Origin of the sequence: Pantoea leporis (genome assembly GCF_028048155.1) — a bacterium.
Lineage (GTDB): Bacteria > Pseudomonadota > Gammaproteobacteria > Enterobacterales > Enterobacteriaceae > Pantoea > Pantoea leporis.
Map to the genome: position 1 here is coordinate 1,440,576 of NZ_JALMEU010000001.1, position 12,525 is coordinate 1,453,100.

The window sequence follows — 12,525 nt, forward strand, 5'->3', positions numbered from 1 at the left end:
TGAGCGCATTACAATAAATGAGATCCCATCATGAGCTTATCTGCTGTCTCCCTGAGTGAAATTCTGGCGCGCCGTGACTGGGAAAATCCGGTGATCACCAGCCTTAATCGACTGGATGCGCATCCACCGTTTGCCAGCTGGCGCGACGAAATCAGCGCGCGCGATGACCGCCCTTCGCCTTCACGCCAGCTATTGAACGGCCAATGGAGCTTCAGCTACTTCACGCAGCCGGAAGCGGTACCGCAAAGCTGGCTGCTGCAGGATTTGCCTGGCGCCGATGCGCTGCCGGTGCCCGCAAACTGGCAGCTGCACGGCTTTGACGCGCCAATTTATACCAACGTGCAGTATCCAATTCCGGTAACGCCACCTTTGGTGCCGCAACAGAATCCTACTGGATGCTACTCGCTCACATTCAAAGTGGATGCTAGCTGGCTGCAACAGGGCCAGACGCGCATTATCTTTGATGGCGTAAATTCGGCCTTCTTACTGTGGTGTAACGGCCAGTGGATCGGCTATTCGCAGGACAGCCGCCTGCCCGCCGAGTTTGATCTCACTCACGCTTTGCAGCCCGGCCAGAACCGCTTAGCCGTGATGGTGCTGCGCTGGAGCGATGGCAGCTATCTGGAAGATCAGGATATGTGGCGCATGAGCGGCATCTTCCGTGATGTCAGCTTGCTGCATAAGCCGGAGACGCAAATGGCCGATGTGCAGATTGAAACCGTGCTGAGCCCGGAATACCTGCGCGGCGATCTGCGTGTCAGCGTCAAGATCCACGCCGGCGCTCGTCAGCCCGCGCAGTGCCGATTGCGCGTCAGTTTGTGGCGCGGCGCCAGCTGCATTGGTGAGCAGGAACAGGCACCCGGCAGTGCGATTATCGACGAGCGCGGTCATTATCCCGAACGCGCCCTGCTGATCTTGCCGGTCAACCAGCCGCAACTGTGGAGCGCCGAAACGCCGCATCTCTATCGCGCGGTGGTGACGCTGCTGGATGAAAACGGTGCCGTGCTCGAAGCCGAAGCTTACGACGTCGGTTTCCGCCGCGTCAGCATTGAACAGGGCCAATTGTGCCTCAACGGCAAGCCGCTGCTGATTCGCGGTGTGAATCGCCATGAACATCACCCGGAAAACGGTCAGGTGGTGGATGAAGCCAGCATGCGCCGCGACATCGAGCTGATGAAGCGCCACAACTTTAACGCGGTACGCTGCGCGCACTATCCCAATCATCCGCTGTGGTATCGCCTGTGCGATCAATACGGTTTGTATGTGGTGGATGAGGCGAATATCGAAACGCACGGTATGCAGCCCATGAATCGCCTCTCCAGCGATCCGCGCTGGTTCGCCGCCTACAGCGAGCGCGTCACGCGCATGGTTCAGCGTGACCGCAATCATGCCTGCATCATTATCTGGTCGCTGGGCAACGAATCAGGTCACGGCAGCACGCACGATGCGCTCTATCACTGGGTGAAAAGCAGCGATCCGACGCGTCCGGTGCAGTACGAAGGCGGCGGCGCCAACACCGCCGCCACCGATATCGTCTGCCCGATGTACGCGCGCGTCGATCAGGATCAGCCTTTTCCGGCGGTGCCAAAGTGGTCGCTGAAAAAGTGGATTGGTTTGCCGGGCGAGACGCGGCCATTGATTCTGTGTGAATACGCCCACGCGATGGGCAACAGCTTTGGCGGTTTCGCGAAATACTGGCAAGCCTTCCGCCAGTTCCCGCGCTTGCAGGGCGGCTTCGTCTGGGATTGGGTCGATCAAAGCCTGACGCGCTACGACGACAACGGTGAAGCCTGGCAAGCCTACGGCGGAGATTTTGGCGATACGCCGAACGATCGCCAGTTCTGCATGAACGGGCTGGTTTTTGCCGACCGCTCACCGCATCCGGCGCTGTTTGAAGCCCAGCGCGCGCAGCAGTTCTTCCAGTTTCAGCGGGACGCTAACGAGCCGTATCGCTTTACCGTCAGCAGCGAATATCTGTTCCGCCGCAGCGATAACGAAGTGCTGCGCTGGTCAATCGAGCAGGATGGCGTTGCCATCGCCAGCGGTGAATTGCCGCTCGATCTCGCCGCTCAAGGCAGCCAGACCTTTACGCTGCCCGCCAGTGAAGATTTGCAGGGCAACGCGTGGCTGAACCTGGCGGTGCATCAAATCAACGCCACGCCGTGGTCCGAAGCGGATGCGCGCGTCGCCTGGGATCAGTGGCCGTTGCCCGCTGCGCTGCCGGTGCGCGTTGTGGAGATCGGTGCCACCGCGCCGGAACTGATTGCCAATCACGATCTGGTGGCGGTAGTTGTGCCGCAGCAGCGCTGGCACTTCTCGCGCCGCAGCGGCGAGCTGGTGCAATGGTTTGTCGATGATGAAGAAACGCTGCTCACGCCGCTGCAGGAGTGCTTTATTCGTGCGCCGATTGATAACGATATCGGCACCAGCGAAGCTGCCAATGTTGATCCCAATGCGTGGGTCGAGCGCTGGAAACGTGCGGGCTACGATGAGTTGCAAGCGGTGCTGGTGGATATGCAGGTCGATAGCCTGAAACACAGCGTGCTGATTGAAACCTGGCATCAGTGGCTGGCCAACGGTCAGCTGGCTTTCACCAGCCACAAACGCTATCAAATTAATGCTAACGGTGAGTTGTCCATTAGCGTCAATGTGGAACAGGCGCCCGGTCTGCCGGCGCCGGCACGCATCGGGCTGCGCTGCCAACTGGCGAAGTCGCCGCAGCAGGTGAGCTGGCTCGGTTTGGGCCCGCACGAGAACTATCCGGATCGCCAACTGGCGGCGCAGTTCTCGCGCTGGCAGCTGCCGCTGGCAGCGCTCAGCACCGCGTATGTGTTCCCCGGTGAAAATGGTTTGCGCTGTGGCACGCGTCAGTTACAGAGCAATGGCTTGCAGGTGAGCGGCGACTTCGCCTTTTCGCTCAGTCGCTTCAGCCTTGAACAGCTGCGTGCCACCTCGCATCGCCACTTATTGCAGCAAGAGGATGGCTGCTGGCTGCACCTCGATGGCTTCCACATGGGCGTCGGCGGTGATGATTCATGGAGCCCAAGCGTTAGCCCGGAGTTTTTGCTTTCTCAGCAGCGCTGGCACTACGCGCTGACGTTGCGTCAGTAGGTTTTTCTGCGGTTTCACGCTGGCTCAAAGGTGGAGTCAGCGTGGTTTTCGGCCGACGATAGAAGCGGCGCAGGAAGATCACGTTAACCATCACCACCATCGCCGTGGCGAAGAACACCCAGCGATAGCCGGTTGCCGCCGATACCGCCGCGCCCAGCAGCGGACCCGCCACGTTACCCAGATACATAAAAGATTGGTTGTAGCCGAAAATGCGCCCGGTGACGTTATCGCGTGAATGCCGCACCAGCAGCGTTTGCACCGCCGGCATCATGGCACCATCGGCAAACCCCAACAGGAAACGCAACACGCCCAACTGCGTCGCGCTGGTGACGAACGACATCGCCACCAGCAGCAATAATGAAACCATCATAGTGGCGAGCAGAATGCGTTGCGTGCCAATACGATCGCCGAGTTTACCCAGCCGTGGCGCGGAGATCAGCGCCGATACGCCCGGCAGCGCGGCGATCACTCCGCTGAGAAACGCGATGTTCTGCGCATTCGGTGCCAGCTCGCGCACGAACAGCGTCAGGATTGGGTTCACCGAGCCGTTGCACATCTGAATCACCATAGTGGTGAAGAACAGGCAGATCATTAAGCGCGGATTATCGAGAGTACGAAACACGTCGCGCCCGCTCAGCTTGTCCTGCTTGCTAACCGGCGTATAACCGGTCTCTTTTATCAGAAATAAGGTGACGAGAAAGCTCACCATCAGCAGCACGGCGGTGACGATAAACACCATGCGTAAACCGAGCCAGTCCGCCAGCAAACCGCCAATCATCGGCCCGAGAATGACGCCGCTGATTTGCCCGGTGGAAACACAGCTTAGCGCCCAGCCGCTGCGTTCGCGCGGTACCTGCGCCGCCACCAGCGCCATCGCATTGGGAATGTAGCCGGACGTAAGGCCCATCAGCGCGCGCAGCAGTAACAGCTGCCACGCCTGAGTGACAAACGCCTGCAGCAGAATCACCGCGCCCATGCCGAAAGAGGCGCGCAACAGCATTAGCTTGCGCCCTTTACGGTCAGCAAGGCTGCCCCACAATGGCGCGACGGCGGCAGAAACAATGAAGGTGACGCTGAAGGTGAGTCCAGACCAGACGCTGAGCGCGTTACCGCCACGAATCCCGAGTTCTTCCACATACAGCGGCAGGAAGGGAATGATCTGACTGATAGCAAGGCCGGTAAAAAAGCAGCCAAACCAAACAGATATCAGATTAACTTTCCAGGACTCGATGGAGCGTAACATGGGCGTGGGCATCAGCAGAATGAAACGAGAGTTCAGTCTAACAATCTCATAACATTACCGGACGGCAAAACATGGCATGGGCGAAAAAACGCAGTTTTACACTGTCGAGCGTGATTTTGCTCACAGCAAATCATGTCTGAAAGCCGTTTTTTAGTGTCTTTATGTGCTGAAACCCTGCCTGCCGCAAGATAAGCGCATCGCAATGGCAGGCAAACGTGAAAAAATATGTCTACACGTTACTGACAATATTCCACACCGCATCTATGTTTAAAAAACCACCAGTTATCACTGGCGACGCGCTGTCTGTTCTGGACAGTCCGCATGATTAAACCCAATTTCCCCATGCTGCCATTATCCGGCGGTGGGCATCGTTGTCTCTGCGGAGGTCAGCTATGAGAACCCAGCCAAACAGCGCCAGTCGGGCGATTACCGACTACTTCAATAGCCCAGCCTGGCATGCACCGCATGAGAGCGACATGCTGGCGGCGATCATGCGCGAACTGATGGATGACGGACAGCCTGCCACCAGCAAAGCGATTATTGCGCGCGTGATTGATAAGCTGGAATTTGAAGGGGATGAACAGCAGCTGCAGAGCTACCGCAACTTACTGGCAAAACTGCTGGAATCGGGGCCGCAGAAATAGCGGCCCACGCCACTATTTTACCGCACGCAGATGGTCGGCTTCGCTGACAAATGCCTTGCCGCTTTGACGCTGGTACAGGCAGAGTTCGCGTCCGACCTGATTTTTCATGTGCTTTTGCGGATAGCGACCTTCCAGCAGCAGCGCATCAAAGCCCACGCTGTCATCATACTGAATCGGCTTACCCACCACTTTCGCTGTCTTCAGGCCGCTGGCCTTGAGACAGCTTTGCTGCATATTTTTGTCGTTCTGCTGCCATGCGGCTTCGCTCGACGCCTGCGCCAGCGGACTCAACAACAGCGTTAACAGCAGCAATTTTCCACGCGTTCTCATCATCACTCCTCCATCAGCCTTGCAGGCCGAAAGATAAAAAAATTCCCGCCGCAGCGGGAAGAAATAAGACGAACATTGCATATTCGAGAGTGACGAGGAAATCTCCGTAGTGCGCAGTTATCCTCGCCCAGCGCTGTGACAGCCAGATGACAATGCAATGTCGTTTTTTTGTTATCCGCAGTACACCCGGGAAATTTTACCTCTTTGATCCGCCGCGAAATTTATCCGACGCAGATTGAAATCCATCGTTACCGCTGAATTCCACGGAATAGCACGCACGGGCACCGCGAAGCGTTTGTTGTCGAGCGTCGATAATGGCTGACCAACGTAATTTTGGTATTGCGATGCGCCGCACTGATCGGTTTCCGGATCGTGGCTGGCAGCCGCGCTGGCGTCAGGTTTGCTGGCTGACTGGCAAGCGGTCAGGGCAAAAAAGGCCGTTACCAGTAGCGCTTTTCCATAATGGGTCACAAGTTTCTCCTCCTGGATAAATAGACAACCGGTTTTTGAGAGTAGCAAAGCGTGACCGTGAAACGGAAATTTTTACAGCAGATTGGTCGCACTAATCAGCTCAAAAGGGCGATCTTCCTCTCAAAAGTTAGGATTAATCGCACGCACTGTCTAAAAATCAATCCGCCTGCCACTACAATTAACTAAGAATTTTCTTAGCGAGGAGGCAATGATGGAACTGGTGATTTTTGTTGGCTTCGCCGCTCTGATGACGTTTGTTGCGATCAGAGTGCGTTAAAAAGCCGCGCACATTTCGTAGCGGCGCGATTTATCACGCAATGCATTGCGCCGCTACAATGTGTGCAAAATCAATTGACGGTTTCCTCTTCCTGTAACCGCGCATTAAAGGCTGCCAGCGACATGGGTCGGCCAAGGACATATCCCTGCCCTTCTTCACACGACAGCGCTTTCAGCGCCTTTAGCTGTGCTTCGGTTTCAATCCCTTCTGCGGTAATGGTCAGCGCAAACGCGCGTGCCAGACCGACAATCCCCGCCACCACCGATTGCGCCTGCTGCGATTCCGGGAACTCCTTCATCCATGAACGATCGATCTTCAAACCGTTGAACGGGAAGCTTTTCAGATAGCCCAACGCCGCATAGCCGGTACCAAAATCATCCACCGTCAGCCGCACGCCGAGCGCGCGCAGGCCTTGCATGATCTCCAATGCGCGATCCGGATTTTCAAAAGTGACGTTTTCGGTGATCTCCAGCTCCAGCCGTGTGGCCGGTAATCCACTCACCTCCAGCGCATGCGCCACGCGCTGCACCAGATCGTTATTACGAAACTCCACCGGCGAAATATTCACGGAAACATAGCGCTGTTCGCCCCAGTCGCGGGCGTCCACGCATGCGCGCATCAGCACCCAATCGCTGATCGCAGCGATCAGGCCGTTCTCTTCCGCTAATGGAATAAAGCGATCGGGTGTGATCCATTGGTCGTCGGCTATCTGCCAGCGAATCAGCGCTTCAGCGCCAGCCAGCTGCCCGCTTTGCAGCTGATAGCGCGGCTGGTAATGCAGCGTGAAGGCGTGATTGTGCAGCGCGCCCTCAATCGCCTGCACCATGTCGCGTTTTGACTGCAGATGGTTCGCCATATCGGTGGAGTACCAAACCCACCGATCGCGTCCGGCACTGCGCGCCTGAGCCAGCGCAATATCGGCCAGGCGTAACAGCGCTTCCGGCTGAGCCGCATCCTGCGGTGCTGATACGATGCCCATGCTGGCGGTGAGGCTGATTTGATGCGATCCGCTGATGATCGGTTGATGCACCATGCGCTGCAGCGCACGACAGCGATATTCCACACCCGCCCGCGTGCTTTCGCGCAGCAGCAAAATAAAGGCATCGCCGCCGAGCCGGGCCGCCAGTTCATTCGGCGCCAGCAAGCTTTTCAGCCGTGTCGAGATCTCATTCAGAACGTCATCACCGACCGCGTGGCCCCACGTGTCGTTGATCGGTTTGAACTGATCGAGATCGAAACTGATGACAAATAGCGGATCATCCGCGCTGACGCACTCCAGATACGCGGTTAAATACTCCTGCAGCTGCATGCGGTTCGCGAGGCCGGTCAGCATGTCATGACGTGACAGAAACTGAATGCGCGCTTCGGCGTCAACTTCATGAGTGATATCCGACACCGTGCCGCGAAAACCCGAGCGCAAGCCGTTACGCCGAATGGCTTTCGCCATTAACTGCCCAATGCGGCGCTCGCCGTTGGCCGACATAAACTGGCAGCGCAGCGGCACATGTTTCACCTCTTCGCCTTGACGCATCAGCCAGGAGACCAGCGAATGGCTGGGATGGCTCAGCAGTTGATCGAGCGGACGTCCAATCCAGCTTTTCACTTCATGGCCGGTCACCGCAGCAAAGCGCGACGAGAGATAACAGAGGCGGCCCTGTGCGTCGACTTCCCAAATCCAGTCCGACGCGGCTTCCGCCAGATCGCGAAAACGCTCTTCGCTGTTGGCCAACTCACGCTGACTGATCGCCAGCATTTCAAAGCGACGATCGGAGATCACCGCGTTGTGCAGTGCATGCCGCAGCACGCGACGCGTCACCAGCGCCACCGCCAGCGCGGTGAACAGCAGCAGCGGCATCATCAGCCACATCACACCGAAGCCGGGATTTTTCGGCTGCCAGCGCAGCACCAGGGGTTCGCCCTGCAGCACCGGCTCCACCAGCCGTGGCTCAAACCGCGCATCGTTTAAATCGCTAGCGATGCGCGGTTCAATCACATTCAGGGCTTTGCCCAGCGTTTGCAGTTTTTGTGGCGTGAAAGTGTTAACGAACACCATGACCGAAGCGGGGCCGGGCATCGTCGGCAAATCCTGTCCTTTGCCCGGCGTAATCGGTGCGGCCACGACGATCGCCGGGTTACTCTCCACCAGCGCATTGCCTGCAACGGCGTCATGCCGTGAGCGCGCCGCGCTTAGCAGTACGTTGCTTTGTGCGCCTAACAAGCTCTCAATCGAAGCATCCGATAATTCACCGTTAATCACCGCATAGCGGGTTTTCCCATTGCCATCGACCACGAACACGCCGTCGTAGTGATACTCCTTGTAAAGCCCCGGACCAAAGTTTTCTTCGTCCCACGCCCAAACCTTATTGACCGTCAGATGCAGGTTCTTCCAGCCTTCGCCCCAGTTAGCATAATCGCGTGCATCGACGAGCATCTGTTGCTGCTGTTGCTGCCACGCCTGACGCATCAGATTGGCATCCTGCTGGATTGAGTCGATGTTTTGTCGATGGGCGATAACCAGCACCATCACCACAGAGAGAAGTAGCACGCCAAACAGCAGCGAGGATAAGGTGCGCAGAATGCGCCGCGTCAGCCTTACCGTATGTGCTTCCATATTGGTCCTGGCGGCCAGTGCCGTGTGCCGGTGAAACTCAGAATTCATGCGCATTGCTCGTAGAATACAGGCAGCAAAAAAAGGCGGATGACAACGCAGACTGCGCACATCTCCACCCTGTAAGGGTTTGATCGGTTATCGGCCCCGAGCGCCGCAGATTTAGTCTTGTTGGTGGAATATTTGAGCAGCGCAAATGTGCAGCACGCCACCTCGACAGGGATGATCGGCGTTGCTACTATGCGCTCTCCTCTGCTCGCTGAGTCGCCTATGGACACCCAATCCGACAAAGTTACGTTAACGCTGTTCTACGTGGGTAGCTTTGTGGTCTATTACCTTGTGACCATGCTGGTTACGCTGTTTCCCAATTACGGGATGCTGCGTACCAACGGCTTGCTGATGCCGGTGCTTTGCCTGGTGGAGTTTGCGGTGATTTATCCGCTGTACCGTTTTTACTGTCAGCGTCGCAGCGACATTCCGCTGGGCTTTGTGCGGCCGATGCAGGCGCTGCTGTTTATTGGATTGCTGTTTGCTTTGATGGTGGCGCAGACGCAGTTTCTGCAACCCGAAGGCTGGCTGATTGCGCAATCGCAGCAGGGACGCAGCTCGATGTTGATTCTGCTGCTCACCGCCGTGCTGCTGGCACCGGTGTTTGAAGAAGTGCTATTTCGGGGATTTTTACTGCAAGGTTTTCTGTTGTGGGCGCCGAGAAGCCGTTTTGCCTGCATGCTGCTCACCTCCCTGCTGTTCGCCGCGATGCATACCCAATATGTGCACTGGGAAACGCTGGTTGCCTTAACGCTGTTTTCCATGCTGCTGTGCTACGCGCGTTTGCGCAGTAATAGCCTGGCGCTGCCGATTTTCCTGCACACGCTAAACAATTTAATCGCTATCCTGCCCGCCTGGTATTTCGCCTGACCAAAGCAAAACAGCCATCCTGAGATGGCTATGTATGATGCTTACACCTGTGTCAAACCGCCATCCACACAGATTTCTGCGCCCGCGATGTAACTGCTCTCGTCACTGGCGAGGAACAGCGCGACGTTGGCCACCTCTTCGGGCTTGCCCATTCTGCTGAGCGGAATAGTGCTGGTGATGCCGTTGCGCACCTCTTCAGAAGCCGCCCGCATCATATCGGTATCGATCGGGCCGGGCGCCACCACGTTAATGCGGATACCGCGCGCAGAGAGCTCGCGCGTCCAGGTACGGGCAAAGGATCGCAGCGCGGCTTTACTGGCGCTGTAAACGCCGTATCCTTCGGTGCCAATCACATCGGCAATCGAACCAATCAATACCACGCTGGCGCCGGGCTTCAGCAGCGGCAACGCGGCCTGCAGGGCAAACACCGGCGAGCGCACATTGAGGCCGAAGATGTGATCAAAATGCTCAGCGCTAATCTCATCAATGGTGGCGTACTCCGCCATCCCAGCGTTGATCACCAACACATCCAGCTGGCCGGATTCACGCGTGATCGTTTCAATAATGCGCGTCAATTCACTCTGCTGGCTCACATCGGCACGCAGCGGATACGCGTTGCCGCTGATGCTGCTGCTGGCGGTCTGTAACTCCTCGTCACGGCGCGAGGTAAACCAGGTGGTAGCGCCCTCACTGGCAAAACGCTGGCTGATTGCCAGACCAATTCCTTTTGCGCCGCCCAGTACCACTGCCACTTTGTTATCCAGTCTGCTCATCTGCTCTCTCCTGTTTGGGTAGAAAGCTGATGGTATATATTTTATACTTAATAACAATTACGCACTTCATTTATACCAGATATCGCGGAGTATATCGCCATGGCAGAGATCGACGGTAACAGCTTGAGAGATGTAGGAAAAACCCGGCCGGTGCTGGAGCACATCACCAATAAATGGTCGATTTTAATTCTCACCGTGCTTTGTACTAAGCCGTCGCGTTTTAACGAGATTCGTCGTCGGCTGGATGGCATCACTCACAAAGCGTTGGCGGATGCGTTAAAGCGGCTGGAGCGTAATGGGCTGGTGAATCGCGAAGTGCTGAACACCGCGCCGATCGGTGTGGAATATAGCCTGACGCCGCTGGCACAGACGCTGCAACAACCGTTTATCGCGTTGTATGACTGGGCGCTGGAGCACGGTCCATCACTGGAACGCGCGCAGGAAGAGTACGACCGCACCCACACGGATGAGATCGCCTAGGGCCGCCATTCATGGCGACCGCTGGCACAAAAATTACTCTTTTTCCGCTTCGAAATGGGTTTTGAACTGTTCGTAGATAGAAATCATGTTGGAAGCATCACCGTGCAGCGGGCTCAGTTTTCCCGCGCGCACCAGTTCAATCACCAGTTGCAAGGCGGCTTGTTTTGGGCTGCTGGCTGGTTGGGCAATTTCGTTCGACATGTTAACTCACTCATCGTTTTTATCAGGGCCGCATAGTTTAGCCCAGATTGAGCTACGGTTGCGCACTGCGATACGTATAATCTTGCGAGCCGGACAAGAAAGCCGCTCAGGGTGATAATTGACTCTCAACGCGTTTAGCTATACTGGATCAAAAAAGGGAACGACCAGCCACACATTCCGTACCAGCGAGAAGGTGTTAAAGGAGTCTGATTATGCTGATTGGTTTTGTTTTATTAGTGAGCGCATGTGGGCATGATGCCTGTGATGCCTTACCGGTTTCGGAGCGTATCTATCCGACCAAAGTGGCCTGTGAGCAGATGGCCGATCGCATCCATAAAGTGCGGCCAAATGTGGTCTTACTTTGTGGCGAAGTGCACCGTTAATTCGGTGCCAGCTTGATTAAAGTTGCGCAAATAGTAGCCAAACGGCATTGCAAGAATGGGTTGTAGCGTTCAAAATATAAGCTGCTTTTCACTATCATCGTTGTGAATCCAATGAAAACATCTCGCCCCCGTCGTCCAAACGGACGCTGGGTTTATTACATTTTGTATGATGGCATTCTCTGGCCCTGCCCCGTACGTTGGGAATGGGAAAGCGGCTTCGGCGGCTGGCTGCCATTCTATTTCTCGCCCACGTTTGAGTTCGTGGCGGGCGATCCACGCAAGGCCTATCGCATTGCGCGCAGCAGTGCACGTAACGTACGCCAGACAGACGGTGAGTACGCCTGATTGATTAGCCAATCTGCCATGGGAACCATGACGCCGTGAGCAGGTAGTGCAGTAACTCCAGCACCAAAATCACCATCACCAACACGCCAAGCTTGTGACTGCTGATCCACTCTTTCATCCCCATATCATCGCTGCCCAGCGAATCAGCATCAGCGCCCCGCAGATGCACAACAGCACCACGATCATTTTCCAGTGTTTGGTTGCAGCCAGTTTTTTTGCCACGCATCCTCCAGACGACAGAAAGCAACGATGCGCCCTAAGGCGCACCGTTGATTCTAACGCTGGTCACCCATTTGGGCGATTATTTATTCAGCGTGTAGTCGAGCGTGATTTCAGCATTCAGTACCTGAGAAACCGGGCAGCCCGCTTTGGCTTTCTGGATGATCTCATCAAACTTCGCGTCATCAATGCCCGGTAAGACGATGGCGCTGGTCAGCGCGATTTTGGTGATGGCAAAACCGTCGCCCTTTTTATCCAGCGACACATCCGCGGTGGTATCAATGCTTGTTGGCGGATGCCCTTCATTGCCCAACATCAATGACAACGCCATTGAGAAGCAAGCGGCGTGCGCAGCACCAATCAGCTCTTCCGGGTTAGTGCCCTTCTGGCCTTCAAAACGGGTATTGAAACCGTACGGTTGATTGCTCAACACGCCGCTTTCAGTACTTACCGTACCTTTGCCTTTAATGTCGCCTTCCCAATGGGCCGATCCTTTCTTATGTATGGTCATGTCATTCCTCC

The 12,525-nt window shown here is 56.1% G+C and carries 14 protein-coding genes; 6 read left to right on the top strand and 8 right to left on the bottom strand.

Annotation, left to right across the window (positions count from 1 at the left end):
• Positions 1-30: 30 nt before the first annotated feature.
• The gene (locus tag MWH02_RS06840) at positions 31-3,111 is read left to right on the top strand and encodes a beta-galactosidase (RefSeq protein ID WP_271460129.1); all 3,081 of its coding nucleotides are present in this window, start codon (positions 31-33) and stop codon (positions 3,109-3,111) included.
• Here MWH02_RS06840 and MWH02_RS06845 read toward each other — a convergent pair.
• Complete coding sequence (locus MWH02_RS06845) at positions 3,050-4,354, bottom strand: multidrug efflux MFS transporter (protein ID WP_101762482.1); 1,305 nt, start codon at positions 4,352-4,354, stop codon at positions 3,050-3,052. The two genes, MWH02_RS06840 and MWH02_RS06845, sit on opposite strands and share 62 nt — an antisense overlap.
• Positions 4,355-4,746: 392 nt before the next feature.
• Between MWH02_RS06845 and MWH02_RS06850 the strand changes: the two genes are divergently transcribed.
• The gene (locus tag MWH02_RS06850; protein WP_101762483.1) at positions 4,747-4,998 is read left to right on the top strand and encodes a biofilm development regulator YmgB/AriR family protein; all 252 of its coding nucleotides are present in this window, start codon (positions 4,747-4,749) and stop codon (positions 4,996-4,998) included.
• Positions 4,999-5,010: 12 nt separating this feature from the next.
• Here MWH02_RS06850 and MWH02_RS06855 read toward each other — a convergent pair whose 3' ends face one another.
• The 3 genes from MWH02_RS06855 to MWH02_RS06865 all read right to left on the bottom strand — a co-directional run bounded on the left by MWH02_RS06855 (position 5,011) and on the right by MWH02_RS06865 (position 8,735).
• Complete coding sequence (locus MWH02_RS06855; protein WP_101762484.1) at positions 5,011-5,328, bottom strand: hypothetical protein; 318 nt, start codon at positions 5,326-5,328, stop codon at positions 5,011-5,013.
• A 171-nt stretch (positions 5,329-5,499) separates the two neighbouring features.
• A complete protein-coding gene (locus MWH02_RS06860) occupies positions 5,500-5,799 on the bottom strand; it encodes an I78 family peptidase inhibitor (protein ID WP_271460130.1) in 300 nt (99 codons plus the stop codon).
• A 347-nt stretch (positions 5,800-6,146) separates the two neighbouring features.
• On the bottom strand, positions 6,147-8,735 hold the full coding sequence (locus MWH02_RS06865) for a bifunctional diguanylate cyclase/phosphodiesterase (RefSeq protein WP_271460131.1): 2,589 nt from the start codon (positions 8,733-8,735) through the stop codon (positions 6,147-6,149).
• Positions 8,736-8,954: 219 nt separating this feature from the next.
• Here MWH02_RS06865 and MWH02_RS06870 point away from each other — a divergent pair, with 219 nt between their 5' ends.
• A complete protein-coding gene (locus MWH02_RS06870) occupies positions 8,955-9,602 on the top strand; it encodes a CPBP family intramembrane glutamic endopeptidase (RefSeq protein WP_101762487.1) in 648 nt (215 codons plus the stop codon).
• A 41-nt stretch (positions 9,603-9,643) separates the two neighbouring features.
• Here MWH02_RS06870 and MWH02_RS06875 read toward each other — a convergent pair whose 3' ends face one another.
• A complete protein-coding gene (locus tag MWH02_RS06875; RefSeq protein ID WP_271460132.1) occupies positions 9,644-10,375 on the bottom strand; it encodes an SDR family NAD(P)-dependent oxidoreductase in 732 nt (243 codons plus the stop codon).
• A gap of 99 nt (positions 10,376-10,474) precedes the next feature.
• On the opposite strand from MWH02_RS06875, the gene MWH02_RS06880 reads away from it, so the two are divergent.
• Positions 10,475-10,855, top strand: coding sequence for a winged helix-turn-helix transcriptional regulator (locus tag MWH02_RS06880; protein ID WP_137385238.1), 381 nt, complete (start codon positions 10,475-10,477; stop codon positions 10,853-10,855).
• 33 nt (positions 10,856-10,888) lie between these two features.
• Here the strand turns inward: MWH02_RS06880 and MWH02_RS06885 are convergent, their stop codons facing one another.
• Positions 10,889-11,056, bottom strand: a complete 168-nt coding sequence (locus MWH02_RS06885; protein ID WP_168197444.1) for a hypothetical protein — start codon at positions 11,054-11,056, stop codon at positions 10,889-10,891.
• A gap of 212 nt (positions 11,057-11,268) precedes the next feature.
• Between MWH02_RS06885 and MWH02_RS06890 the strand changes: the two genes are divergently transcribed.
• Both MWH02_RS06890 and MWH02_RS06895 read left to right on the top strand, forming a co-directional pair.
• Positions 11,269-11,439: a hypothetical protein gene (locus MWH02_RS06890; protein WP_007887091.1), complete on the top strand. Its 171-nt coding sequence runs from the start codon at positions 11,269-11,271 to the stop codon at positions 11,437-11,439.
• Between the two features lie 111 nt (positions 11,440-11,550).
• A complete protein-coding gene (locus MWH02_RS06895; RefSeq protein WP_110867781.1) occupies positions 11,551-11,784 on the top strand; it encodes a hypothetical protein in 234 nt (77 codons plus the stop codon).
• A 114-nt stretch (positions 11,785-11,898) separates the two neighbouring features.
• Here MWH02_RS06895 and yniD read toward each other — a convergent pair whose 3' ends face one another.
• Together yniD and MWH02_RS06905 are read right to left on the bottom strand one after the other, a co-directional pair.
• Positions 11,899-12,006 carry a small membrane protein YniD gene (yniD, locus tag MWH02_RS06900; protein WP_021507251.1) on the bottom strand — a complete coding sequence of 36 codons (108 nt, stop codon included), beginning with the start codon at positions 12,004-12,006 and terminating at the stop codon, positions 11,899-11,901.
• Positions 12,007-12,085: 79 nt separating this feature from the next.
• A complete protein-coding gene (locus MWH02_RS06905) occupies positions 12,086-12,514 on the bottom strand; it encodes an OsmC family protein (RefSeq protein WP_101762490.1) in 429 nt (142 codons plus the stop codon).
• Positions 12,515-12,525: the final 11 nt, after the last annotated feature.

Excerpts from the sequence above, each read along its gene's own strand:
- MWH02_RS06840 (WP_271460129.1), top strand. The coding sequence starts at position 31 with ATGAGCTTATCTGCTGTCTCCCTGAGTGAAATTCTGGCGCGCCGTGAC.
- MWH02_RS06845 (WP_101762482.1), bottom strand. The coding sequence starts at position 4,354 with ATGTTACGCTCCATCGAGTCCTGGAAAGTTAATCTGATATCTGTTTGG.
- MWH02_RS06850 (WP_101762483.1), top strand. The coding sequence starts at position 4,747 with ATGAGAACCCAGCCAAACAGCGCCAGTCGGGCGATTACCGACTACTTC.
- MWH02_RS06855 (WP_101762484.1), bottom strand. The coding sequence starts at position 5,328 with ATGAGAACGCGTGGAAAATTGCTGCTGTTAACGCTGTTGTTGAGTCCG.
- MWH02_RS06865 (WP_271460131.1), bottom strand. The coding sequence starts at position 8,735 with ATGAATTCTGAGTTTCACCGGCACACGGCACTGGCCGCCAGGACCAAT.
- MWH02_RS06870 (WP_101762487.1), top strand. The coding sequence starts at position 8,955 with ATGGACACCCAATCCGACAAAGTTACGTTAACGCTGTTCTACGTGGGT.
- MWH02_RS06875 (WP_271460132.1), bottom strand. The coding sequence starts at position 10,375 with ATGAGCAGACTGGATAACAAAGTGGCAGTGGTACTGGGCGGCGCAAAA.
- MWH02_RS06880 (WP_137385238.1), top strand. The coding sequence starts at position 10,475 with ATGGCAGAGATCGACGGTAACAGCTTGAGAGATGTAGGAAAAACCCGG.
- MWH02_RS06885 (WP_168197444.1), bottom strand. The coding sequence starts at position 11,056 with ATGTCGAACGAAATTGCCCAACCAGCCAGCAGCCCAAAACAAGCCGCC.
- MWH02_RS06890 (WP_007887091.1), top strand. The coding sequence starts at position 11,269 with ATGCTGATTGGTTTTGTTTTATTAGTGAGCGCATGTGGGCATGATGCC.
- MWH02_RS06895 (WP_110867781.1), top strand. The coding sequence starts at position 11,551 with ATGAAAACATCTCGCCCCCGTCGTCCAAACGGACGCTGGGTTTATTAC.
- MWH02_RS06905 (WP_101762490.1), bottom strand. The coding sequence starts at position 12,514 with ATGACCATACATAAGAAAGGATCGGCCCATTGGGAAGGCGACATTAAA.